The organism is Candidatus Palauibacter sp. (assembly GCF_965237495.1).
In the GTDB taxonomy this organism is placed as follows: Bacteria; Gemmatimonadota; Gemmatimonadetes; order Palauibacterales; family Palauibacteraceae; genus Palauibacter.
On record NZ_OZ250143.1, the window covers coordinates 776346 to 801818 of the forward strand.

Sequence of the window (25473 nt, forward strand, 5' to 3'; positions counted from 1 at the left end):
GATCCCATGGGTTCATGTGGAGTGCGGAGTGCAGGCGCCGCACCACGCTGAGCGAGCAGGCGGTTCGCGACCACCTCCGCGTTCTGGCGGCACGGCAGTTTGGAGAGCAGCAGAAACAACCTTGGTGAACGACACGATGAAGGTTCCTGTGGTAGCCCTGCTCCTCGCCCTCGCCGCCGCGCCGCTCGCCGCGCAGACGACCATCGGCCTCAGGGGCGGCATCAGCACCGCAACCATGTCCGGGGCCGGGCCGGGCGCAGAAGGCGGAGCCGGACTCTGGGAATCCAGATCCGGGGTCGTATCGGGGATCGACGTGGGGATCCCGCTGAGCGGCAGCCTCGATGTACGCATCGGCCTGGGGCTGGCCCAGAAGGGCGGCAGCACGGATGCGCCGCGGTCGATCACGGTGGGCAGGTCGTTCCTCGATGCGATGGCCGAGCTGGACTACCTGCAACTCTCCACGCTTCTCCGCGCGAGTACGGACGCCGAGCGGGGGCTTCTCAACATAGGCGTCCTCGCCGGGCCCTACCTGGCCGTGAACCACTCGTGTGCCGTGGCGGTGAGGATAAATCATCCTCCGCCCGGATCAGGACTTGCCTGGCGGAGCGACCGTCGCCTGGACCTGGGAACGTCATGCATCGAGGTCGAGGGCACCGACTTCAGGTCCACCGACTTCGGGCTGGCCTTTGGGGCAGGGGTCGAGATAAAACTGTACGATTCACTCGGCCTGGCATTCGACATGATCTACGCCATGGGTCTCTCCCGTATCGACGATGACGGAACCCGGAACCGTCACCTGGCCGTGCAGAGCGGGTTCGTGTTCGTGATGGGGTGAACCCTGTTACCGCCATTCCGACCTGGCCGGGATGCCGCGGCTGAACAGCACTTCGAGACCCGATTCGGCCGCGATCGACGGATCCCGTACTTCCGCGGCCGGGTCGCGCAGGATCCCGCGCACCGCGCCGGTGCGTTGATCGCGCAGGATGGCCATCGGCTGATTCGTGCCTCGGTCCAGTGTGGCGATGCCGCCCGGACCCGTCAGCGTCACCCCGGCGAGGTTCTCCGCCCAATCGCCCTGCACAGGTATCGCGAACGCGAATGACGAACTCCCGTCGCCATCGGCCAGTTGGGGCATCGAGAAACTGAACGAGAAGAGCACGTCGCCACCTGGCGTGCGACCGGTGATCCGGTGATCGCCGGGAGATTCGGGGAGTGAAGGCGGCGCCTCAACCACGAACGCCGGATCGAGATACGGCTCACCGTCGGCGTTCACTCCGCCCCAGACGAACGGGGCGTCCCCGGACGCCCCGGTCCGGAGGTCTTCGTCGTGGATCCTGAAGCGCAGCGCGTTGGTGAAGTGGTAGTCGCTGACCCAGTCGAATTCGCAGTAGGACATGAAATCGAGAGCCAGTCGTGATACCACCGCGTTGATGCGGAAATCGTATCCCCACGCTCCGATGGTACCGTCCGGGTGGGGATACGACGGGTCAGTGCCGCCTGCACCCCCGCACGGCGCGTGATAGAGGCTGAAGTTGTGGCCGAATTCGTGTGCGATCGTCTCGGCGATCGGTTCCGCAATGCTCGATCGACCGGAGATGCGCGCCCGCCCGGCCCCGCCGTCGATGTCGTCGGTCATGCCCAGGTAGTAGCCGGTTCCACCCTCGATCGTGCGGATCGCTTCCGTCTTCTGGAGCAACTCGCGACTTTCGGTGTTGCTGGTCCTGACGGATGCGTGTGCGGTGACCGAAAGCTCGGATACCGGCAGCATCATGCGGGTATCTCCCAGCAGCTCATGGCCCGCCGGGTCAGCGGCCATGGCATTCACCAGGTCCACGATCGTCGAGTCGATCCTGCCGCTCCAGAGGAACGGGATCAAGGTGATGTCCATCGGCGGCACCTCCCGCACGTCGATCGTCATGCGGCCGGCGGCCGGGATCCGATTCGTCCGCAGGATGCCGGACTCCAGCGTACGGTCCGGATCGACCTCGATCACGACTTCCAGACCGGGCTGAACCACGGATCCCGGTACCTCGAGGTTGCCCGACAGCGACAGGTTCCCTTCCTGCAACTCGGTGGGGATCGGTCTGGATCCCGCCGGCATGTCCCCGACATACGCTTCCCGGCCGTCGATATGGAAGCGGGCTCGAATCGGCGGGATGACCGCGGTCGTCCGACTTGTGGCGAGCACGAAGACGCGCAGCAGCGCTCTCCTGCCCGCGACCAGCGGAACCGGGTACGCATGCGATTGCACGGCCTGCGTGAGAGACGCCATCGGTTCAACGGCGTCCGTACACGATGCGACCCGACGCTTGGGGATCGTCTCGAGCCAAGCCTGAAAGCCGGGATCACCGGGCGCGCACACCCCGGTGCCGCCGGCCAGCAGCGCCCGTACTTGGCGAAGGTTCTCGAAGTTGGACGGAAGCGGACCGGACATCCCGGCGTTGTTCGTCACGGCAAGGCGCGTGAGGTTCGCCAGCTCACCGATCTCCGGCGGCACCGGACCGGACAGCTCGTTGGATTCGAGGGACAGTCCCTCGAGATTCGTAAGACGGCCCAGGTCCGGCGGGATCGGACCGGTCAGATTGTTCTCGGAGAGCGTGAGAACACGCAGTTCGGGCAGGTTGCCAAGTTCCCTCGGGATCGTGCCGTTCAGCTCATTCCGCCACAGCACCAGGTTGCGAAGGTTTGCGAGACGGCCGAGTTCCGGCGGGAGGGGACCCGCGAGACGGTTGCCGGTCAGAGAGATTGATTCCAGAGCCGCGAGGTTGCCGAGTTCCGGAGGAATGAAGCCGGTCAGCCCGTTCCCGCGAAGTGCCAACCGTACGACCCGGCCATGCTCGTCGGCGGTGACTCCGTACCACCTGTCCAGCGGGGCCTCGGTCAGCCAGAGGTGGCGAAGCGTCCAATTCGGGCCGTCCGTCGCGTGGTAGAACGTCGCGAGGGTCACCCATTCGGCGGTCGCCACCCTGATCTCCGCGGATCCCTGGACGGTTCCGCTCGATGCGGTGATCGTGGCGGTTCCGTCGGCGACTCCCGTCACGAGCCCCGAAGCATCGACCGTCGCGACCGAAGCGTCGCTCGATGTCCAGGTCACCCGCGCGCCAGCCCCTGTGACCGTCGCCCTCAGCCGGAGCGCATGACCGATCACCAGCGTGTCGGCCGCCGGCGTCACGGTGACCGCAGGGCGCCGGCGGCGGGGCCTGCGCCGTCGGATCCGTCGCGTCACGGCACGCCAGCGCAGACAAGACGGCTGCAACGAGAAACAAGCTGACCTCGCATCAAGCCCCCTTCCCCGAGGCTGCGTTCCGGATCGCTCATGCAACCTGGCCTCATCCACGATGACAGGCGCCCCGTCCTCTTCGCCACATCGAACGGGCGCCAACTGTCGCGATACGGGCGAATGCGGGTAGTGCCGACGGCGGGCGACGAACCCAGTTGCCCACGAGCGTGTACGAGAGCGGTGGCGATGGTTGGCTGGCGGCAGAGAGGCGTGCTGGCGACTCGCTTGGCAAGGGGTTGAAATGCGGATCCGGACGTTGCTGTTGACGGGCTGTATCTTGAGCGGGATGGGTTGTGACGGAGGGTCCGTGGATCCCCCACCCCCCTCCGACCCCGACCCTGAACCTGTCCGGTACAGTTTTCTGCACATCGGCGGGATGGTGACGGACTCCACGGGACGTCCCGTAAGCGCCGTCAGAGTGAACGGATGGGCACGGCGTCGCGGGTCGGAGAGGCCATGCGGGTTCATAGCCGGCGAGGTTCGTGCAAGGTTCACTTTTCCGGACGGTCTGTATCGTGCTCGGGTGAGCAATCCCGTGTTCGGTGCTCCGTGCGATGCCCTGCTTTTTCTGGAATTCACGCCCCCGGAGGAATCCGGTCTGGAAGCGGTGTCGGCAGATTCAGTCGAGATTACAATCGATGGGCCAAATGATCCCCTGATCCCAACCGACCCCGCGATCGTGGATGTCGTGTTTCCCGGTGTCGATGCCCGTCCGGTCCATACTCCGAGACCGCCTTACCCCGCTCCGACTCACTTCAGGCAGGTGGCGTATCATGTGATGGGGACCCTGAAGACCGCTGACGACGAACCTGTATCCGAAGGCTACATGGAATCTCATATCCTGTTTAGTTGGGATTGTGAGCAGTACCGGATTAGTCGCACGGGAACTACCGACTCGCAAGGAATATACGAGAACATTCACCGGGGGTCGGTCGTAGCGGATCGTGGGTGTCTGCATCTGTGGGCAGCAAGGAGTCGCGATGACATGCGGAATCGGAATAGAGTTCGAAGAACGGTAGCATTCCTGATCCCGCGACGTACGCCGGTGCCTCCCGACACCATTGTGACTCACTTTGTACTTCCGCGTTAGGAGGAGCCTGCCACGTCGTGGCCGTTTCCGTCGAGGTGGACCCCGTGGGTAACCGAGGACCGTGGAGGGATCCCGCCACAGGCCGTGGCAGCTGATCCGCGGGGCGCCGGACCTCCTGCTCGCGTACGTTGGCGCGGAGTACGAGGAAACTCGGGAGTCCGCACGGCGAGACCCGAATCGAGCCCAGGTGCTTTACCGCGGGTCGACGAGCTTCGAGAATGGGGAGTGGAAGGGCCGCCACTTCAGTTCTGTGGTTGGCCGCTAACGTATCGCATCCGCACAAAGGGAGACGCCATGTCCGCAGGTCGTTGTTCCGCGCTCGCCGCCACCCGCGTCGTGGCCCTGGTCCTCACGCTGGCGGCCGCGCCGCTCGGCGCGCAGACGACCATCGGCCTCAGGGGCGGAATCGGCGCCGCAACCCTGTCCGGCGATGAATCGGTAGCACGAAGGGCATCCGCGTTCAAGGAAACCAGATACGGAATCGTGTCGGGGATCGACGCGGGGATCCCGCTGAGCGGCGGCCTGGGTGTACGCATCGGCATGGGGCTGGCCCAGAAGGGCGGCGGCGCGGATGTGCCGCCGTCGATCACTGTGGGCAGGACGCTCGCCGAGGCGATGGCCGAGCTGGACTACCTGCAATTCTCCACGCTGCTTCGCCTGAGCGCCGACGCCCAGGAGGGGAGTCTCAACTTCGGCCTCCTCGCCGGGCCCTACCTGGCCCTCAACCTCTCGTGCAACGTGGCCGTGACGACACACGAGGCTCAGAACACCCGCCCTCCCGTCCCTCCAGGGATTCCCAACCGCGTGCCTTCGGGGCGGACCAGGATGGCGGCGGACACGGGAGTGGCATGCGGGGAGGACGGGGTCAGCGAGGTCACGTCAAGCGACTTCGGACTCGCCTTTGGCGCGGGGTTCGAGGTGAAGCTGTCAGATTCGCTCGGTCTGGGGTTCGAGCTGATCTACGCCATGGGTCTCTCCGAAATCGACGATGCGGGGAATAGGAACCGGCAAGTGACCTTCCAGAGCGGGCTCGTGTTCGCGATCGGGTAAGGCTGCTTCGCCGGTCGCGACCAGCGCGCGGGTCGTCGACGGAAATCTCGTCTCGGGGGGCAGAGTCATCGGCCGTCGAGCCCGCCGTGGCGGTGCTGCGGGAATCGTATGACAGGTACCCGCCCGAGGAGCTAGGGTAGGAAGGGAGAGTAGGTCTGGGAGCGGTGTTGGCAGATTCCGTCGAGATCACGATCGAGGGGCCAGAGGCGCTGGAAGGGAGTAGCGCGACGCGAGGTTGCTTGGGGGTTGTTGCTGGGAGTCCCTGTGAAGCCTTATGCCAATTCAACATCACACTTCAATTGGCATAGGCCGACACAGGGGCACCGACCCACCCATGATCGTTCGAGATCTCGCGCCGTTGCGCAGGCGGGCCGCGGCGACCATGCCCGTTGTGACTCACTTCGTACTTCCCGCCGGCTAGCGCCTCCAGGCTTCTGCGTCGGGGATGCCGCGGCTGATGAGTACTTCGAGTCCCGGCTCTCCCGACAGGGCGGCCGCGAGATCCGCTTGGCCGGGCGCGGCGGCCGACACGTCCAGGATGCCGCGTACGCGCCCGGTGCGGGGGTCGCGCAGGATGACCATCGGGCGGTCGGTGTTCCGGTCCAGCGTGACCGATCCGGCGGGGCCGGAGAGCGTCACGCCGGCCAGTTCGCCCGCCCAGTCCGGCCGCGCGGGGAGGGCGAAGACGAAGCTCGACCCGCCGTCCGCATCCGACACCGAGGGCATGTCGAAGTTCAGCGAGAAGAGTTCGCGCCCGGCCGCGTCCTGCCCGGTGACGGAATACTCGCCGCCGGCCTCCGGGAGGGACGGACGGGCGTCCACCACGAACACCGGTTCGAGGTAGGGGGTGCCCTCCGGATCGACGCCGCCCCAGAGGAGGAGCGACCCGGAGGCCCGGTCGGCGGCTGACGTCGCAGCGGCTGACGTCGCGGCGGTTTCGGTCGCCTGGCGGCGGCGCAACGCCTTCATGAAGTGGTAGTCGCTGATCCATCGGTTTCCGCAGTAGCCCATCAGGTCCGACCAGGTGGGCGGGATGAGTTCGCCTTCGCCCCTGAAATCGTATCCCCAGCCACCGATCAGGCCGCCGCTGTGGGGGAAGAGGGGATCGGCGCCTGAAGCGTTCCCGCACGGCGCATGAGCGAGACTCATGTTGTGCCCCAGTTCGTGCGCCATGGTGCTGGGGCGGGGAGCGGAGAAGCTCGTCCAGCCGGGCTGAAACGCGACGCCGAGCGGCTGGGTGACCGGCTCCGACATCATTCCCATGTAGTAGCCGCTCCCGCCTTCCATGGCGCGAATCGCCGAGGTTCGACCGAGCAGCGCAAACCCCTCGTTGGTCGATGAGAGTACCGGTTCGTGGGCCGTCACGCGCAGGCCGCCCACCGGCAGGACCGTGTTGGTATACCAGAGTCGTTCGTGACCGGCGGGATCCGCAGCCATCTCGGCGATCAGGTCCACGATCCCCGAGTCCTGCCTGCTCGTCCATACGAAGGGGATCAGCGTCAGGTCGAGGGCGGGCAACGTCTCGATGTCGACCGCGGTTCGGCCGGCTTCCGGCAGTCGCCTCGTGACGCCCAGCTCCGAGGGCAGCGTGCCTTCGGGATCGATCTCGATCACCATCTCGAGCCCCGGCTGCACGACCTCCCCCGGAATCCTGGCGTCGGAGGAGGTTGCCGGATCGCCCTCGTCCACTCGGATCGGGATGGGGCCCGTCTTCCCGGGGATCTCCGCCACGTACACCTCCGCGTCCTCCCGATAGAACGTGGCCCGGACCGGCGGGATCGGTTCCTCCGTGGATTCGGAGGTGATCACGAACACCCGCAGCAGGGCCTCCTCGCCGGCGACGAGTGGAACCGGGAAGTCCCGGGACTGGATCGCCTGAGTCAGATAGGCCCTGGAGCCAGCGACCTGGGCGCACGGGGGCACCCGGTGCCGGACGCCATCCAGCCAAGTCAGCAGTTCGGCGTCCTCCGGCGTGCAGAGCCCCGTCCCCGCCGCCAGGAGCGTCCCGAGCCGGCCCAGCGCCGTCAGGCTGGTCGGGAGCGCTCCGGCCAACTCCGGATTCCCGGACAGGCCCAGGGTTCTCAGACTCGTCAGACCGCTGAATTCCGGCGGGATCGGCCCGGTGAGGTGGTTGCGGTCGAGATACAGCTCCCGAAGGCGGTTCAGGTTGCCGAGTTCGGGGGGAATCGGTCCCGACAGGGCGTTGTCCCGGAGATAGAGGTATTCAAGATCGGACAGGTCGCCGAATTGTGGTGGAATCGTGCCGGTGAGCCGGTTGTCGTCGAGATACAGCTCCGTGAGACTGGCCAGATTGCCGAGCTGCGGCGGAATGGGTCCCGAAAGTGCGTTCGCATGGAGTCGCAACTGGCGGAGGTGGCCGAGGTCGCCGAGTTCGGAAGGGATCCCGCCGACGAGTTCATTATGGTGAAGCCACAGCCGTGTCAGATCGGCCAGACTCCCGAGTTCCGGCGGGATCTCGCCGGTCAGGCGGTTCCTGCCGAGGTCGAGGGTGGAGAGGTGGGTCAGGTTCCCGAGTTCCGAGGGGATGGGACCGGTCAGCGTCGCGGTTCCGATCTTCAGATAGTGCAGGTTCGACAGCCGGCCCAGTTCCGCCGGGATGCGGCCCGACAGGGCGGTCCTCCCGAAGACCAGCAAGTTCAGGTTGGCGAGGTTACCGAGTTCCGGCGGAATCGATCCCGCAACCCCGTCACCGGCGAGCTCCAGATGCGTCAGGTTCGAGAGATTCCCCAATTCGGGCGGAATGGGACCCGATGGGGCGCCGACGGCCAGCGACAGCTCGGTGAGTCCGGTCAGATTGCCGAGTTCCGGAGGAATGGGACCCGAGAGTCCAGTCAGACCGAGGCGCAGTTCGGTCAGGCGGGAGAGATTGCCGAGTTCCGGGGGGATCCGCCCCGTCAGGCCGTTGCTGGCAAGGTCCAGACGGGTCAGCCTCGAGAGGCCGCCCAACTCGGGCGGGATGGGCCCCGCGAGGCCGTTGCCCACGAGATCGAGACTCACGACGCGTCCGTCGGAGTCAGTGCCTACGCCGTGCCATTGATCGAGCGGCGCGTCGGTCAGCCAGTTGTCGTCGGCGCGCCAATTGGCCCCGGCGGTCGCGGCGTGGAGCGCGGCAAGGATCGCCCGGTCCGTTGGAGGCGCGCAGTCGATCCCGGTCCCGTCATGCGAATCGAGGGCCGTGAGCCAGGCCCGGAAGGACGCCGCGCTCGGGACACAGAGGTCCGTGTCCGCGTAGTGCAGCGTCCGGAGCGGAAGCTGCCGGAGCGACAGCGGCAGCGGCCCCGTGAGCGAATTGCCGCCGATCCGAAGGTCGGTCAGGCCGGAGAGGTCGGCGAGGTGTGGCGGGAGGCGGCCCGTGAGTCCGTTCCCGCTCAGGTCCAGGCCTTGCACCCGGCCGATCGAGTCCGGCGTGACGCCGTGCCATCCCGCGAGCAGGATTCCGTCGAACCAGCCGTCGGAGCGGGTCCAGTCGTCGCCACCCGTCAATTCGTACAGCGACTCGAGGACGGCGATGTCCGGCTCGCTGCAGAACGACCCCGCCCGCCGGTCGATCCGCTCGAACCAGGCAGCGAACTCGGAGGTGCCGGGCCTACAGAGGCCCGCGTTCCCCTCGATCCGGAACAGGATCGGGGAAAGACGCAGGAAACTCCGTGGAATCGGACCGGTGAAGTTGTTGTAGTGCAGATACATGACCCTGAGTCTGGGCGCGTTGCCAAGCTCGGGCGGGATCGGCCCCGACAGTGCGTTCCCCCAGATCTGCAGCTGGACAAGCCGCGGCATGCTGCCGAGTTCGGGCGGGATGGAACCCGTCAGCCGGTTCTCCTTGAGATTGATCCAGAACAGTTCGGGAAGTCTCGCGAGTTCCGGCGGGATCGAGCCCGTAATCTGGTTGTCCGAGAGGAAGAACGCCCGAAGGCGGGTCAGGTTGCCGAGTTCCGGAGGGAGGGGACCGGACAGCCCGTTCTCGTAGAGGCTGAGCCGAGTCACCCTGCCCTCGTCATTGACGAGCACTCCGCTCCACTCGCCGATCGGGGCATCGGTCAGCCAGTTGTCGTTGACGTTCCAGTTGGGCCCGTCTGTCGACTCGTAGAGCGCCACGAGCGCCGCGCGGTCCGGACTCGGCACCGTGATCTCGGCCATCGCCGCCTCCCCTCCCGATGTGGCGGTGACCGTCGCGCTGCCCGGGTCCACGCCCCGCACCAGCCCGGAGTCGTCCACGCGCGCGATGGAGGGGTCGCTCGATGTCCACTCGAACTCCGCGCCCGCGACCCGGTGCCCGTTCGCGTCCAGGGCGATGGCAGTCAGTCGCAGCGTGTCGCCAACGGCCAAGGTCGCGAGCGCGGGCGTGACGATCGCCGATGCCGCTTCCTGCATCACGGTCACCGTCGCGCTGCCCGCCACCTCCCCGGAGGCCGCGGTCACCATCGTCGATCCCGGCCCTGCTGCGGTGGCGACGCCCGTGGAATCGACCGTCACCACCGTGGTGTCCCCGCTCGACCACGACACTTCCGCGCTCGGCAACACCCGGTCGAGTTGGTCGCGCACCTCCGCCACGAGCGCGACCGTCTGCCCGATGGCAGTCAGGGGTGCCGCGTCCGGGGTCACCACGATCGTCGTCGGCACGGGCGCCGCGACCGACACCTGGAAAGTCTGCCGAACCGACTGCCCGGCGGGATCTCGGGCGGTGACCGAGATCGTGGCCGTGCCCTCGCCCACTCCCGTCACCGACGCGGTGCTTCCCGTCACGGAGACGCTTGCCACCTGGCTGTTGGAGGACTCGGCCTCGAAGGTGAGCGCGTCCCCGTCCGGGTCGTTGAAGTACGCCGAAAGGTCCACCGTGGTCGTCTCGCCCACCGTGACGGCCTGGGCCGGGATCGTGCCCACGGCGACGGGCCCGCGGTTGGTCGGCTCGGGCGGTCGGGGCGGCGGCTCGGTCGTCCCGTCACCGCAGGCCAAGTACCAGGCGGCCGCCACGATGACAGCGGCGGCGCTGGCGAGGCGCGGGCGTCGGGTCACTGCGGACTCCTCGATTGGTCGACGTCGATGGACTGTCAAACCCCAAGGTACCGCCGAAGTTCGCCCCGTGGCGAAACCGTGTCGGAACAGCATGGACTACCGTGAGTACAAACGGGGAACGGAGGAACGGAGCTCTTCCCCGGCTTGGCCGGCCGATCTGAACTGATGGAGGGTGGAATCGAGTTCCGCACCGTGCCCGTCGGCGCCCGTGGGTTCGGACAACGCCGCAACGTATTGCCGGCTCGCGGCCTCTGGGTCGCCACGTTTGCTCCGGATGGAGGATTCCGTGGCTCTCAACTCCTGTTCCCCGAATCAGAGGAAGTGCGCGGCCCAACTCCGGGACCGGACGATCATCAAATGAAGCTCCTGCCGTGACGAGTACTCGGCTGAAGGTCCATCGGGGGCGCATGCTGGCGATCTGTCTGATGCTGAGCATCCCGGCGATCGAGGCTTGCGGAGTTCTCTTCGATCCTTCCCATGGGTCGATCACGGGCACATGGGTGCGTCGTTTTCCGAATGAGGAGCCCGTCACGTCGTGGCCGTTTCCGCCGAGGTGGACGCTGCGAGTCACGGAGACTTCGGACGGGGCGGTGACCGGAACGATCATGAAGGAGACGTTCAGCGACCCCACTCCGCCGCCGGAGCTTCGCCGGCCCCCACAGGTGTGGACCGTGGAGGGATCCCGCCGCGGAGCGAAGGTAAGACTGGATTTCAAGGACAACGGCGCGGTGCGGCAGTACTTCGAGGGGAAACAGGTGGACCAGAACGTCATCGAGGGCTCCGTCTCCCCTCGAGAGGGCTCCGAACATCGGGTCATGGTGGAGTTTGAGCGTCGCCACTGACAGCCTCCGGGGGGGGATCATGACACCCGGCCGTGACAGATTGATCCGCGGAGCGCCGGACCTCCTGCTGGCGTACGTTGGCGCGGAGCAGGAGGGCACTCGGCAGTCCGCCGGTGAGTCTCTGAGTACCCGGACCGCGCCCCGCTTCGGCGTAGCCGTGCTCGCTCTGGAGATGAACGTCGGATGACCGCGGTGGTGAGCGCCTATCGGGACGTCATGCTGTGGATTCAACGCCATCCGAGGCTCCTGGACCAAGCGAAGGCGGTGGCTCGGGCGGCGTGACGTGGCGGTTTGCCCCGGGCCGGCGGCGGTGCGAGTCTTGCCACCCCGTGGTTGATGTCGACCGATCCCGGAAGAAGCGAATAGCACGCCCCGATGACTCCGCAACCTTCCGACGAAACGCAACGCTCGCTGGGCATCGCCGATTCGGAGGCGAACCGCCCCCCCGACGCCTACGAGGGGCTGTCGCCGGCCGGGCGGCTGGCGGCCCAGGCGTACGGCGTGGTGAGTCCGCACGACCTCGGTCGTAAGAACATGACCCTTCTCCTGTATCACGCGCGCTTCGCCCTGCGCGGCCGCACGTTCACGCAGACGGAGTTCATGGCGGCGACCAGGGAGGTGCACGAGGCGGGGATCGCGTACCGCCCCGGCCCCAATACGGGGCTGTCGGCGGTGCCGGCCTGGGCACCCCGCCTGACGATCGCCGCGTTCGAGGCGGGCAACCTGGAGCGGATCGAGCGGCAGTTCACGCCGCCGGTCGCCGGACGGTTTCCGCGCGTATCCGAGGCCGGGGACATCATGCGGCTCCGCTGCCACGTGGTCGCGGGCCGCTTCGACACGCTCGCCTGCGATCTGGGCGAACCGGAGTACCGGGATTGGCGCTGGCTCGCCTACCCCGGGGCGGGGCAGCTGCTGTGGCGGCTCCCGCCGCAATATGTGGAGGAGGCGCTGGCTGACTGGCTCGGCCTGGTCATCGATCTCGCGTTTCCGTCCGAGCTGGCCGTGAAGGCCTGGCGCGAGTGCTCGCGCGACCCGGCCCGGCACGCGGCGGACATCGCGCTGATCCGGGTGCTGGAGGGGCGGCCGGAGGATGCGCTCGCGGTGTTCGACGCGCTTCCGGCCCAGGCGCGCGACGGGAAGCCGGCGAGGACGGGACGGGCGGCGACGCGCGCCCTCCTCGCGATGCTGCGCGGCGACGACGAGGAGGCGGCCCGCTTCATCGCGGAGGCCGTCGCCGCCGAGAGGGCGGGCACGCGGAAGCGAAACGTCTTCCCGCCGCTGCGCGCCTTCACGCTCTCGCTCCTCGCCCTGGTGCGCTCCGACACGCCCGCCAACACGGCGTCGCTCGAACGCTTCCTGCGCATCGGCCAGCAGCAGGAGGCCCAGCCACTCTTCCTCGAGTTCGTGATGGATGCGGCTGCGGTGCGGAGCGGCGAGGGCGTGTGGGCGGCGCCGGACGGCTCGCCCCCCTTCATCCTGCGCCTGTTCGAGGGTCTGTTGAGCTGCTGGCTGGACGGCTTCGATGTGTTCGAGCAGGAAGAGCGCGCACGGGCGCTCCTCGACTTCGCGACGCGGGCCACTTCGAACGGATACAGGTGGCTGGCGGCCGAGTGTTTCGCGGTCCTCGGCCGGATCGACCGTCTGTACGAACGGGACGGGGACGACTGGTCGGCGATCCCGGCGCGGGCGGCCGAATTGCGCGCGGGTCTCGGCCCGGAGACCCTCGTCTCGCTGATCGAGCCGGCCGAGGACTGGGAGTACCCGCTGAGGGAAATCGAGAAGGTGGCCCACGGCGTGCGGGCGAAGCGCGGGAAGGCCGGGAAGCGGACGAGTCCCCGCGCGCCGCGCCTGGTCTGGGTCCTCGGGTCGGGGCACTTCGGCGAAACGACCTTCCAGCCCCGCCAGCAGGTGGCCGGCAGGAACGGCAAGTGGAGCAAGGGCCGGGCGGTGGCGCTGAAGCGTCTCGCCGAGCAGGCGGGAGACATGGACTTCCTCACCGACCAGGATCGTGCGGTGGCGGCCGGGATTCGCCACTCCCGCGATGCGTGGCGCGGGGGACCGCAGTACTCCCTGGACATGGCCGGCGTCTACGCCCTCGCCGGACACCCGCACCTGTTCAACGAGGATGGCGCTCGGGTCGACCTCGTCCGCCGCGACCCTGAGCTTCTCATCGAGGAAGAGGACGGACGGCTGCGCGTGCGGATCGACCCGCACCGAGAGCACGACCGCGGCGACTATCGTTTCGCGCGGGTGGGGGACGCACGCTACGAAGTGACCCGCTTCGGCGCGGCCCACAAGGAGATGATGGACGTCATCCCGGCCGAGGGCATCGAACTGCCGGTCGAGGCGAGGGAACGGATCGTGGGCGCGGTCTCCGGTCTCGCCGGCGAGTTCCGCGTCCAGGGCACGATGGACGACAAGGCGGAGGATGAGGCGGGCGGAAGGCGCGTCCCGGCCGATCCCCATCCGTGGGTTCGGTTGGCGCCGCGGGGGGCGGGTCTGGCGGTGGAGATCGTGGTGGAGCCCGTGCCGGGATCGGCGGCTTACTTCACGTCCGGGACCGGCGGCACGAGCGTGTTCGCGCACCGGGAGGGCGAGGCGGTGCGGGCCGAGCGCGACCTGGCGGCGGAAGCCGCGGCGGCCCGGGACCTCGTGGCCGCGTGTCCGGCGTTGGCGGGACTGGGCCCCGACTACGCGATGACGGTGTCCGGCGCGGCGGAGAGTCTGGATCTGGTGGAGCAGCTCGCGGCGGCGGAGGCCCGTTCGCTGTGGCCCGAGGGCGAGTCGTTCAGGATCGTGGCCCGCGCCGACACGCCGTCGCTGCGTCTCTCCGTCAAGTCCGCGGGGGACTGGTTCCGGACTTCGGGCGGGATCGAGTTCGACGAGGACACGAGCTACGACCTGCGGCGGCTGTTCGAGTTCATGGACCGCAGCCCCGGGTTGCGCTTCCTGGAAGTGGAGGACGGCGCCTACGTCGCTCTCAGCAAGGCCCTGCGGAGGGCGCTGGACGACCTCCGCACCTTCACGGCTCCGTTCCGTGGCGGTCTGCGTCTCCATCCGCTGGCGGCGCCCGCGCTCGGGGATCTGGCGGAGCGAGCGACGCTGACGGCCGACGCGGCCTGGCGAGACCGACTCGGGAAGTGGCGGGAGGCACAGGCCGGCGAGCCGGAGACGCCGGGCACGCTGCGCGGCGAGCTGCGCCCTTACCAGGTGGACGGATTCCGGTGGCTCGCCCGCCTCGCGGACCTGGGGGCCGGGGCCTGTCTGGCCGACGACATGGGCCTGGGGAAGACCGTGCAGGCGCTCGCCCTCCTCCTGCGCCGCGCTCCGGATGGGCCGGCGCTCGTCGTGGCTCCGACCTCCGTCGTGGCCAACTGGCTCGCCGAGGCACGCCGCTTCGCCCCGACGCTGAACGCCGCCACGTACGGCGGACCGGCCGCCGGCAGGACGCGGCGCCTGGAGGGCTTGGGCGCCTTCGACCTCGTCGTTGCGACGTATGGCGTCCTGCAGGTCGATGCCGAGAAGCTGGCGGCGGTCGAATGGAGCACGGTCGTTCTCGATGAGGCGCAGGCGATCAAGAACCCTGCCACGAAGCGCGCCCGCGCCGCCCGCGGGCTCAAGGCGGGGTTCCGGCTCGTGACCACGGGCACGCCGATTCAGAACAACGTGATGGATCTGTACTCCCTGTTCGCCTTTCTGAGTCCCGGCATGCTGGGGTCGCTGAACCGGTTCCGCCGCCGCTTCGCCCTTCCCATCGAACGCGATGGCGACGCCGACGCGCGGGCGCGGCTGCGCCGCCTGACCGCTCCCTTCATCTTGCGGCGCCTGAAGTCCGACTTGCTCGACGACCTCCCGCCGCGCACCGAGATCACGCACCACGTGGAGTTGTCGGCCGAAGAGGGGGCGCTGTACGAAGCGCTGCGGCAGCGCGCGCTGGAGGATCTTGCCGCCCAGTCCGAAGACGGCACGGCGCCGGCACAGGCGCGGATGCAGGTGCTCGCCCACCTGACGCGGCTGCGGCTCGCCTGCTGCAACCCGGCGCTCGCGGCGCCCGGCGAGGCGCCGCCAAGCTCGAAGATGGAGGCGTTCGCCGAGATCCTCGACGAACTGAGGCGAAACGGCCACAAGGTGCTCGTCTTCTCGCAGTTCGTTCGGCACCTCCGTCTGATCGAGGAGCACCTCAAGCAGGCCGGCGTCCCCTACCAGTACCTCGACGGAAGCACGCCTGCGAAGTCGCGGGCCAAGCGGATCGCCGCCTTCCAGGCGGGCCGCGGAGACGCGTTCCTTGATCTCGACCCGGGCCGGCGGCGTGGGAGTGAACCTGACCGCGGCCGACTACGTGATTCACATGGATCCGTGGTGGAACCCCGCGGTCGAGGATCAGGCGTCCGACCGTGCGCACAGGATCGGCCAGACGCGGCCCGTCACCATCTACAGACTGGTCGCCAGGGGGACGATCGAGGAACAGATCGTCGACCTCCACCGCCGCAAGCGCGACCTCGCCGACCGCCTGCTCGAGGGGGCCGACGCGCCCGCCCGCCTGGACGCCGAGGAACTCGTCGAACTGCTGAAACGCGCCGTCTGACCCGGCGCGCGGGCGTCTCGGCGAACTTCTCCGGCCAGCCGTCGGCCGAGAGATCGGGCGCGCTGTCGGTCATGCCACGTTTTGCTGCAATGTTACTACAGTTATTCCGTGTCAACTTCTTACCTCGCCCTCATGGCACACGCTCCAGTCTACTCTTCGCTTGCAAGCCGGTTTCAACGCCGAGGAGGGCGGCTCTGGCCCCGTCCTTGGCCAGATCGAGAGCGGGCCAAGGTGGAGCAGGCCAGCGCCTGAGTCCTGACCGGTCTGGTCGACACCGTGATGCCGGATGGCGAGCGTATCCTTACTGTCCCGCGCAAGAACCCGGTCAATGCGTCGAAGTGCGCGTAAGTCTCCGTGTACGGAACCTTCGTCCGCGTGTGATAGCCACGTCGAGCGCGAGAGTCCGGCCGCCCGCAGTGCGTGCGCCATCGGTCGTTCCCGATAGCGGCATGAAGTCGTTGGAACAGCGTGGACTACCGTGAGTACAAGCGGCGGTAGCACGGAAGGATCTGACGATTTCAAGAGCCGTTCGCCGGACTACAGGGCGGAGAATCAGGAGCACGGATGTGGCCAGGCCAGACACAAACACGTTCGGAGGCTGCGTCGTGACATCTACGGGCTCCAGGCTCCTCGCAGCTCTGCTCGTCTTTTCCCTGGTTTCGTGCGGATCGAGTGACGGCTCAGTCACCACCGCCAGCCCGGCGCGCTACGCGCTCAACGAACTCGGCAGCTTCGGCTGGGGCTCGCTCGCCGACTCATCGCGGCGCCTCACGGATCAGGAACTGCGGTACGGCGGGGCCGTGTTGTCCGCGATCGTCGGCTTTGACGTGGATCACCAGGGACGAATCTTCGTACACGACGCCGACTACGAGAAGATCGTCGTCTTCTCACCATCCGGTCATCTCGAACGCCTCATTGCCGCGGGGTCCGGTGAGGGTCCCGGCGAGTTCATGCGGCCGCGACACCTCTCGGTCTCTCGAAACGGGGATCTGGCCATCACGGACGGGGAGACCGGCAGAGTGACAGTGTTTGACAGCTCCGGCGTCGTGTTGACCACCCTTCAGCTCGACTTCCGGCCGCAAGGCACGCACGCCTACGGAGACAAGCTCGCGGTCACTCGCCTTGGCATGTCGGCGGGGGATGTCGCCTGGGAAGTCACGGACGCGGGCGAGCTTGGTACACCGATCCTGAGCGTCACCGAGAGCGAGGCCGAGATCGGTCGCTTCGGTGATCCGGGAGCCTTCGGGAGTACCCCATCAGGCTTGGGATTCGCCAGCCCCAAGGTTGGGCTTTGGCGCATCGTGGAGGAGGACGGCTCCGTCGTGAACGGAGGAGCGGAGCTCTTCCCCGGCCTGGCCGGCCGCTCTGAATTGATGGAAGGTGGAATCGAGTTTCGCACCGTTCCCGTCGCAGCCCGTGGGTTCGAACAACGTCGCAACGGCGATGTCGTGGTCTTCTATCGGGTGATGACCGACGGACGAGCAGCTTGAATTGCCGGCTCGCGGCCTCTGGGTCGCCACGTTTGCTCCAGACGGAGGATTCCGTGGCTCCCGGCTCCTGTTCCCCGACTCAGAGGAAGTGCGCGGCCCAACTCTGGGACCGGACGATCACCTCTACGTCCAGACGACGGTGCCATTCCCACGAGTGATCAAATACGAAATGAAGCTCCTGCCGTGAAGAGCACTCGGCTGAAGGCCTTTCGGGGGCGCATGCTGGCGATCTGTCTGATGCTGAGCATCCCGGCGATCGAGGCTTGCGGAGTTCTCTTCGATCCTTCCCATGGGTCGATCACGGGCACATGGGTGCGTCGTTTTCCGAATGAGGAGCCCGTCACGTCGTGGCCGTTTCCGCCGAGGTGGACGCTGCGAGTCACGGAGACTTCGGACGGGGCGGTGACCGGAACGATCATGAAGGAGACGTTCAGCGACCCCACTCCGCCGCCGGAGCTTCGCCGGCCCCCACAGGTGTGGACCGTGGAGGGATCCCGCCGCGGAGCGAAGGTAAGACTGGATTTCAAGGACAACGGCGCGGTGCGGCAGTACTTCGAGGGGAAACAGGTGGACCAGAACGTCATCGAGGGCTCCGTCTCCCCTCGAGAGGGCTCCGAACATCGGGTCATGGTGGAGTTTGAGCGTCGCCACTGACAGCCTCCGGGGGGGGATCATGACAACCGGCCGTGACAGATGAACGTCGGATGACCACGGTGCGCTGGGCAGCGCTGACGATCGCACTCACCACGGTGGCGTGCAGCACCATCCTGGGCGTCTTCCGAGGGGCATCCTTGATGGTCACGGCGCCCCCGGGCGAGGCCCGGATCATGTGGAAGAGCCAGTCCGTCGTGCTCCTGAACGGCCTGGACGACCCGAACGGGCTGGCGGGTCTCGAGGTCGAGATAGGCGGCCACGGAATCAACCGGCGGGTGCTCACCGCGAAGGATCTGCCGAGTGCTCGCTTCGGAGTGCCCGAGTCCGGCACCATCCAAGTCGCCGTGCGGCTCCGGCGGGACGGTCGGGTCGTGGCCGAGGGCCGTGCGACCTGGGATCTCGAGGCGGATGTTGAGTGGTGGGCCGAGGTCAGGCGCGCCCCGTATCCGCTCGGCGCGGTCGCCGATAACATTACGGGCCCCAACCCCATCTCGTGCAATTGGTTCTGGTGCCACTCCGTCTGGCGGTTCGAGATCGACATGGACAGCTACCGGGTCGAGAAACGCGCAATACGGGAGATCATGCTGGAGGACGAGGACGCCGAGATCGACCCCGTGCCGGGCGTCGGGGGCGCGGGCAAGGGCGACGTCGAGATCGACCGCCTGTCGGCGATCATCGGCCAGTTCAACGACCTGTTCGGCGGCATCGACTGGCAGCACGCCGACCGAGTCAGCCAGATGATCACCGAGACGATCCCGGCCAAGGTGGCGCAGGACACGGCTTTCAAGAACGCCCGGGAGAACTCGGACCGCGAGAACGCCCGGATCGAGCACGACAGAGCGCTCGCGCGGGTGATGACGAGCATCATGAAGGACGACACGGAGCTGTTCAGACAGTTCGTCGACAACACCGATTTCAAGCGCTGGCTGGGCGATACGGTATTCCGGCTGGCCTACGCTCAGGCAGGGTCGGCGCCAGAACCGGAAACGCTCTAGCTACGATGGTCCGCCCGTTGACGTGCGGTACCGTTTTTCGGTACCATACGTTGTGAGGCGCAAGCATCGAAGAACACTCGCCCTGATATTCCGCTATCCCGTCAGCGCGAACATACCGTGGCGGGACATCGAGGCGCTGCTTGCCGAGTTGGGCGCGGAAATCAGCGAACGGAAGGGGTCCCGCATCGGCGTGAGGCTGTTTGGCGAGCGGCGCGTGTTCCACCGTCCGCATCCCTCGCCCGATACGGGCAAGGGCGCCGTGGCGAGTATTCGAAATTGGCTGAGGGAGAACGGAGTGGAGCCGTGAGAAACACGATGGAGATCGACGGCTACCGGGCCATCGTCCAGTTCGACCCCGACATCGAGATGTTCCGGGGCGAGTTCGTCGGCCTGAACGGCGGCGCGGACTTCTACGCCCGCGACGTTTCCGGTCTCAGGAGGGAAGGCGCGGCATCGCTCAGGGTGTTTCTCGAGATGTGCGAGGAGGACGGCGTCGAGCCCGGACGCCGGTACTCGGGGAGGTTCAACGTGCGCATCCCGTCCGAGCTGCACGCGAACGTCGCCGCCGCCGCCGCCGCCGAAGGGAAGAGTCTGAATCAATGGATCACCGACACGCTCGGTGACCGCGCCGCACCCGGGATGGCTTGACGGCGAACAAGCGCATCGACTTCGACATCAGTTCCAACGCGTCGTCTCGCTCGTCTTCTCCCTGGTAGCGTCCGATGATTCGCACGATCCGCGCCGTATCATCGACCACAACGACGGGTCCTCTCCAGATGTCGTCTCCGTACGGAATCCGCCCGCCTTCCTCGGCCGCGCGAGCTGCGTCCGCGCGACCGAAGCCGCCGTGCCGACGCTGTTTCGGCGCTTATGCTGGTACCCTCCGGGAAGCCGCGCGGCAGCAAACCGCCCACCTACAAGCCGAGGTCGAGACCATCGACGCTTCGATTCGGACCCGGGCCTCCACTGCCGGCATCGACGCGGCGCACCTCGACGCCGACGCCGCTACCTCCGCGCTTGAAGCGGTTGGAATGGTACGCCTCGTACAGGGGAGTTCTTCTCTCGGAAGTCATGTTTTCGGGCATTTCCATGTATGTTTTTGTGTTTCCGCGCGCTCTTCTGTAGCTTTTCACCGATCTCTCGAGCCTGCTTTGCTCGTTCGATCTTCTCGTACCAATCCGGGTCGTCCGTTTCCTGTAGTCGCCGCATCACGTAGGCGGAGTCGGCCTCGATCCGTTTCTCCGTCCGGTCGCGCATGGCCAGCAGTTCCTTGGTCGATAACTCCGTCAGCGTCGGCAGGTTCACGTTGATTCCTCCGTTCGGAGCGAAGTTATCTTGAACGTCTTGGGGCGGTTTGCCCCTGCGGTTGCCCGCAACGGTGCCGGGAGGTCGCCGGGTTCACTACTGCTTCGCGCGTCTTCGGCTGGCCTTCAGGAAATCATCGATGAGCGCCATCAACTCGTGGATCGTCGCCGATCCGCCGGCGATCAGCCCGGCCGTCAAGATGATGTCCGTGAACTGGAACACAGCTTGCTGGAACGGCGCCGCCGCGTCGCCGAACTCGAAGATCGGGCCAAGAAGCCGAACACCGGACAGAGATACCAGGATTCCCAGCGTCAAACCGACGAGAAGCGCCCGCTTCTGGGTGCCTGCCCTGTATTCCTGCAACTCGCTCTCGGCCGCCGCGCTGCCACTCTCTTCCGCCGCCCGCGCCTTCTCCTCGAGGCGAGTCTTCCCGCCCTGGCGCCACGCCTTGATGAGAACCTCGAGCGAGCGTTCGACGAACAGGGCGACGACGTAGAGGATGCCCAACTGGACGAGTGCGGTCAGAAACGGCCCTTCTCCTGTCCCTACGTCCACCGGCGTCAGGGAATCGCCCTGGACAATGACGACGACAGCCAGCGCCACGACCAGCAGGGCCACCCAGATCCGTCCGATGTTCCGTTCCACGCGCGTGCCTCCCGATGTCCCGGCGGTCCCTCCGACCGCCACGCCGGATCATAAGGTCCGCTCGGTGGCGCACCAACCATAGCGGCCCGGGTCACCAGTTCCTCGGGCCTTACGGGGAGGTCTCTTGGGGAATCCACGCACCGAGGCTTCCGCGTATTCGCCGAGACGAGCAGGCCGGACAGTCGCAGTTCCGTCCGCGACTCGGACCAACGTGGACCAAGCCGTGAATGACGCCGTCCTCCCAATCGAAGTGTCGCACAAGCCTTGGGTTGTTCTCGTTTCCCGACTCGTCGAGGTAAAGCAGGTACATGGTGAACGCTCCGTGGTTGCGTGACCCGGCGACAGGTATTACAAGTAAGTTATGCGACCGGCGTGGTTGCCTTTAGCGACCCGACTGAACGGTTGCCTTCTTGGGGCGGCGGCTCTCTCATCGATGAGGGGTCGCCGCCCTTCTTGCGTCCCTGCCATGGGCACGGGCACGGCGTCGTCCGTGCAAGGGCTCTCCCAAGAGGTTCGAAAGGTCACCGAGAGGTTCCGCTCAGGTCTGGAAGGATAACCATGTCCAACGCAACTCGGGAGGCCAACAGCCACGATCGCTGATCGATCCGTGTCCAGCGCCCTTCAGGACTGCTCGCCCGCCGGTCGGCTTCGCTCGGTATCACCGGACGACTTCCCCCGGAACCGGTGGACGGCTTCGGCAAGCTTCCAGTGAGACGTTGCCTGTGGCTGGCAGTGGTTCAAGATTGTTCATCCCCGTCACGCCCACCCGGACACCAGCCCGGCCTATGACCGCCGTCAGGCGAAGACCACTTGAAGTCGCATCGCGGCGCGTCGTACAGGACGCCAAGCTGGCCATACGGGACGTCTACGACGCGATTGTAGAACTGGTTACCAACTCCGACGACCGGTACCAGATTCTTGGCGCAAAGGGGCGCGTCGAAATCGAGCTCGGCCGACGCGGCAAGGGGCAGCCCTCGATTCTGCGGGTGCGCGACTTCGCCGACGGGATGACCACCGAACAGATGAACCGGAAGCTCGGGAGAATCGGTGGGCGGGTGAGTGGGATGGAGGTGGGCAAACCCGTCCGCGGGACGAATTCTCGGGGGGGCAAGGACATCGCGGCGCTCGGGACGGTGACCTTCGAGTCGATCGCGGGCGACGGCCGGATGCACACCTGCCGCATCTTTTCGAATCTGGAGTACGAGGCGGAAGACTCCCGCGAGGTCCAGCCCGAGGTGCGCAAGCGGTTGGGCATCGGCCAAGGCACCGGCACCGTGGTCACCATCGAGATCGAACGGAACCACCGGATTCCGAAGATCGACACGCTCGTACCGAACGTGGCGCGGCTGGTGCGTCTCCGTGACATCGTGTGGCAGAAACAAACGACGCTTGTGGCGCGGGGGCTCAAGGCGGAGGGGGACCGCGTGGTCGGCCTCCCCAGGCCCGCGGGCAGGAAGCGTGTCTCGAAGACGTTCGCCGTACCCGGATATCCCGGGGCAAGGGCGAAGCTTGTCGTCTTCAGAGCGCGCAAGCGGTTCCGTTCGGAGCGGAACCGGTTCCGGCTCGGCGGCATTCTGGTCAAGTCACGGCATGCGATCCACGAGGCGACGCTCTTCGACCGCGGGCTGGAATGGGACTCCCACGCGCAGTGGTTCTTCGGCCGATTGACCTGCGAAGCGATCGACGACCTCTGGAACGAATACGACGAGCGCCAGGCGCGCGGCGACCCGCATCCGCCGGAGAACCCGGTCCCGATTCTCGATCCGTCACGCAAGACCGGGCTTACCCCGGATCATCCGTTCGTGGAGGCGCTCTACGCCAGGGCGCTTGCCATGCTCAGGCCCCTGGTCGAGGAGGAACGGACACGGGAGGAGCGAGAGAGAGCACGCAGCGTCGAGAGCCAGAAGACGCGCAAGCGGCTCGACGCGCTCGAGAAAGCCGCGAACCAGTTCATGGAGGACTTCTCGGACGAAGAGATGTCCCGCGACCCGAAGAGTAGAGAGAGGGGTAGCCAGTTCCAGATTCGCGGCTATTCGCTGACTCCGCAGTACGCGCAGGTCGTGCGGGGGCATTCCTTCAAGTGCTGGCTGACGGTGAGGTCGGAGGCGTTCCCGGAGATCGGCGAAGGCCAGCCGGTGCGGGTGCGGTGCCTGACGGACGAGATCCGGGCGGACGCGACCGGAGTGCCCCTGGCGAGGCTCGAGGCGCAGGAGGGCGTGTTGCGGGCGACCTGGTCGGTCAAGGGGCTGGAGGAGACGGTCGCGACCGGGCTCGAGGCGAGCGTCGGCCCCATCAAGGCGGAGTCGACGGTTGCGGTGCTCGCTTCGGAGGCGGACAGGTACTCGCACGTCGCCGGACTACAGTTCGAACGGAAGAGCTATCGCATCCGCGACGGCTCGCGCAGGAGCATCCGGCTACTCGCCCCCGTCGGGCTCGCGCGGGCGGCGGGCCGTGCGTTCGATCTTGAGCTGTCATCGGACGACTTCCGCATCTCGGGGCCGAGAAAGCTAGTCCGGAGCGCCAGTCTCGGGATCGCCTTGTGCAAGCTCAAGGTGGCGTTACTGGACGACGAGGCCGCGCCGACCAAGGTGATGGCCCGCCTGGGAGAACACGAGGCCGAGACGGAACTCCGCGCCGCGCCCGCCGCGGGCTCGGGCATCGTGATCAAGCTGGAGGATGTGGATCATGGCGCGCTGCGCTACCGGTGGAACAGGAACGTGCTGGAGATCGGAGCACGCCACCCCTCGCTCAAGCGCTACCTCGGTCCGAAGTCGGAGCAGTATCCGGAGCAGGACGCCCTTCACTTCCGGGTGCTGCTGGCGGAGGTGGTGGCCGAGGCGCTGTGCGCGCGCCGGCTGCAGGGGAACATTGACGCGAACCCGAGGGATTTCGAAGGGATCTCGTGGGACGAGTACTATCGCCACTATGCGAGGATGATGTCGGAGTTCCTCCCCAGGGCGCACGGTTTGATGGCTCCCGGCGCCGGTGCCTGACGTGGGATGGGGACGGGTGTCCCTGATCGGGCCTCTTGGCGTGGGAGTCCTTCGTCGATCTTGGCCTCGATGAGGCTTGAGAGGTGACCGGGGCCTTCATCGAGCCCTACACCCTTGCTGCCGGGCCAACGCAGGGAGTGGTTGCATGACGGGGCGCGCTTTGGGGATCCCTGGATTCTTCGCGGAACTGGAGACGCGCATGGATGAGACAAGGCGCTCCGAGCGCCGCCGACATCAGCGGTTCTTCGTCGAGCTGAATCCCATATTGGACGCGGCCCGGAAGCTGGAGCGAGAACTCGACCGGCATCTCGCGCATCGCTTCAACGTCTTCCACTACATGGGCGAGGATCACCCGAGCGAGCTTCTGCTCTCCAGAATCATCGCCGACCTGCTCAACCCCGCAGAACGGCACGGCCAGGGCACGTCCCTGCTCGAGATCCTCGTTGACGCGTTGCCGGCAGAAAGCGGCACCCCCAAGCCGAGGCCGGACCTCTCGAATCCGGTTCGCGTGCAGTTGGAGCGAGTCATCCCCAAGAAGCGTCGCATCGACATCACGGTGGATATTACGACCGGCGCCGGGCCGTGGTGCCTGGCCATCGAGAACAAGCCGTTCGCGGGCGATCAGCGTCACCAGGTGTTGGACTACCTGGAGTACCTCAAGGGAGCGTACCAGGAGCGTTTTCTACTGATCTACCTGTCTCCACGCGGCGAGGGGCCTACCGGTTATGCCCTGCCGACGGAAGAACTCCCCCGTTGGCGGGGGCGGTTCGTCGTCATGCCCTATTGGGGAGACCCAGGGAGCGCGGCTCGGGAAGGGGAGTACGCCCAGGAGGACGACAGCGGCCTCGAAGACGAGGGAGGGACCGGCGCGAACGAAATAGCTGGCGACGCGGTGGACGACGCGCCCGAAGATGAACAAGCCATCCCGGACGATGTGTTCGCGGACTTCCGGACTTCGTTCTCTCTGGCCGAGTGGTTGGCCACCTGTCGCACGCAGTGCCACGCCGACCGGCTACGATGGTTTCTCAGGGATGCCGAAGCATTCTGCCGACAACAATTTGGAGGACGTTCGATGGCGACGGACAGCGACAGCCAGGCAATACGAGATTATCTCTTTTCCAACCCAAGTCAGCTGGAAACCGCGCAGACCGTCTGGGATGTCTGGCCGAAGCTCAAGGTGGAGTTGTGCGAAGGGTTTCTGGAGCACCTGCGCGCCGAGGTCCACCGAAGGGTACAAGAAGAACTGCCCGATATGGCTCCGGGTCTCCGGGTAGAATGCAGGTACCGTGGCGAAAAGACATGGTCCAATTTCCTTTGGCTGTATCGCGCCGGGTGGCCTCCGTGGGAGAAGGCAGTCAAGGGGCATCCTCCGCTTGACGGATGCACGGGGGTTGTCCTGCAATCTCGCGGGCCGGGACCGAACCGTTGAAAGTGGGGCGTGCTGCATCCGCTAGGAGCCTGCGCCGTAGAAGCCGATGGTGCGGCGCGTGCCGGATGGTTATGGTGATGC

15 protein-coding genes are annotated in these 25473 nt (G+C 66.8%); 11 read left to right on the forward strand and 4 right to left on the reverse strand.

Features of this window, described 5'->3' with window-relative positions; all coding sequences use genetic code 11:
- Positions 1 to 136 precede the first annotated feature (136 nt).
- On the forward strand, positions 137 to 835 hold the full coding sequence (locus tag ACPXY0_RS03300) for an outer membrane beta-barrel protein (protein ID WP_423928442.1): 699 nt from the start codon (positions 137 to 139) through the stop codon (positions 833 to 835).
- A 6-nt stretch (positions 836 to 841) separates the two neighbouring features.
- On the opposite strand, the gene ACPXY0_RS03305 is transcribed toward ACPXY0_RS03300, so the two are convergent.
- The gene (locus ACPXY0_RS03305) at positions 842 to 3337 is read right to left on the reverse strand and encodes an Ig-like domain-containing protein (RefSeq protein ID WP_423928444.1); all 2496 of its coding nucleotides are present in this window, start codon (positions 3335 to 3337) and stop codon (positions 842 to 844) included.
- Positions 3338 to 4664: 1327 nt separating this feature from the next.
- On the opposite strand from ACPXY0_RS03305, the gene ACPXY0_RS03310 reads away from it, so the two are divergent.
- Positions 4665 to 5420, forward strand: a complete 756-nt coding sequence (locus ACPXY0_RS03310) for a porin family protein (RefSeq protein WP_423928446.1) — start codon at positions 4665 to 4667, stop codon at positions 5418 to 5420.
- Between the two features lie 417 nt (positions 5421 to 5837).
- Here the strand turns inward: ACPXY0_RS03310 and ACPXY0_RS03315 are convergent, their stop codons facing one another.
- Entirely contained in the window at positions 5838 to 10454 is a 4617-nt protein-coding gene (locus tag ACPXY0_RS03315) for an Ig-like domain-containing protein (RefSeq protein ID WP_423928448.1), read from the reverse strand.
- A 371-nt stretch (positions 10455 to 10825) separates the two neighbouring features.
- Here ACPXY0_RS03315 and ACPXY0_RS03320 point away from each other — a divergent pair, with 371 nt between their 5' ends.
- The 7 genes from ACPXY0_RS03320 to ACPXY0_RS03350 all read left to right on the forward strand — a co-directional run bounded on the left by ACPXY0_RS03320 (position 10826) and on the right by ACPXY0_RS03350 (position 19668).
- Complete coding sequence (locus tag ACPXY0_RS03320) at positions 10826 to 11296, forward strand: hypothetical protein (protein ID WP_423928450.1); 471 nt, start codon at positions 10826 to 10828, stop codon at positions 11294 to 11296.
- A gap of 375 nt (positions 11297 to 11671) precedes the next feature.
- Complete coding sequence (locus ACPXY0_RS03325; RefSeq protein ID WP_423928452.1) at positions 11672 to 16363, forward strand: SNF2-related protein; 4692 nt, start codon at positions 11672 to 11674, stop codon at positions 16361 to 16363.
- 123 nt (positions 16364 to 16486) lie between these two features.
- Positions 16487 to 17371: a 6-bladed beta-propeller gene (locus tag ACPXY0_RS03330; RefSeq protein ID WP_423928454.1), complete on the forward strand. Its 885-nt coding sequence runs from the start codon at positions 16487 to 16489 to the stop codon at positions 17369 to 17371.
- 183 nt (positions 17372 to 17554) lie between these two features.
- On the forward strand, positions 17555 to 18025 hold the full coding sequence (locus tag ACPXY0_RS03335; RefSeq protein ID WP_423928456.1) for a hypothetical protein: 471 nt from the start codon (positions 17555 to 17557) through the stop codon (positions 18023 to 18025).
- Between the two features lie 32 nt (positions 18026 to 18057).
- A complete protein-coding gene (locus tag ACPXY0_RS03340; protein ID WP_423928458.1) occupies positions 18058 to 19020 on the forward strand; it encodes a hypothetical protein in 963 nt (320 codons plus the stop codon).
- Positions 19021 to 19072: 52 nt separating this feature from the next.
- The gene (locus ACPXY0_RS03345; RefSeq protein WP_423928460.1) at positions 19073 to 19327 is read left to right on the forward strand and encodes a type II toxin-antitoxin system HicA family toxin; all 255 of its coding nucleotides are present in this window, start codon (positions 19073 to 19075) and stop codon (positions 19325 to 19327) included.
- Complete coding sequence (locus tag ACPXY0_RS03350) at positions 19324 to 19668, forward strand: type II toxin-antitoxin system HicB family antitoxin (protein ID WP_423928462.1); 345 nt, start codon at positions 19324 to 19326, stop codon at positions 19666 to 19668. The genes ACPXY0_RS03345 and ACPXY0_RS03350 overlap by 4 nt, the downstream gene beginning before the upstream one ends.
- Before the next feature lie 357 nt (positions 19669 to 20025).
- Here ACPXY0_RS03350 and ACPXY0_RS03355 read toward each other — a convergent pair whose 3' ends face one another.
- Both ACPXY0_RS03355 and ACPXY0_RS03360 read right to left on the reverse strand, forming a co-directional pair.
- Positions 20026 to 20325, reverse strand: a complete 300-nt coding sequence (locus ACPXY0_RS03355) for a hypothetical protein (protein WP_423928464.1) — start codon at positions 20323 to 20325, stop codon at positions 20026 to 20028.
- Positions 20326 to 20421: 96 nt separating this feature from the next.
- On the reverse strand, positions 20422 to 20970 hold the full coding sequence (locus tag ACPXY0_RS03360) for a hypothetical protein (protein WP_423928466.1): 549 nt from the start codon (positions 20968 to 20970) through the stop codon (positions 20422 to 20424).
- A 785-nt stretch (positions 20971 to 21755) separates the two neighbouring features.
- Between ACPXY0_RS03360 and ACPXY0_RS03365 the strand changes: the two genes are divergently transcribed.
- Complete coding sequence (locus ACPXY0_RS03365) at positions 21756 to 23963, forward strand: hypothetical protein (protein WP_423928468.1); 2208 nt, start codon at positions 21756 to 21758, stop codon at positions 23961 to 23963.
- A 265-nt stretch (positions 23964 to 24228) separates the two neighbouring features.
- Positions 24229 to 25392, forward strand: coding sequence for a PD-(D/E)XK nuclease family protein (locus tag ACPXY0_RS03370; protein ID WP_423928470.1), 1164 nt, complete (start codon positions 24229 to 24231; stop codon positions 25390 to 25392).
- Positions 25393 to 25473 lie beyond the last annotated feature (81 nt).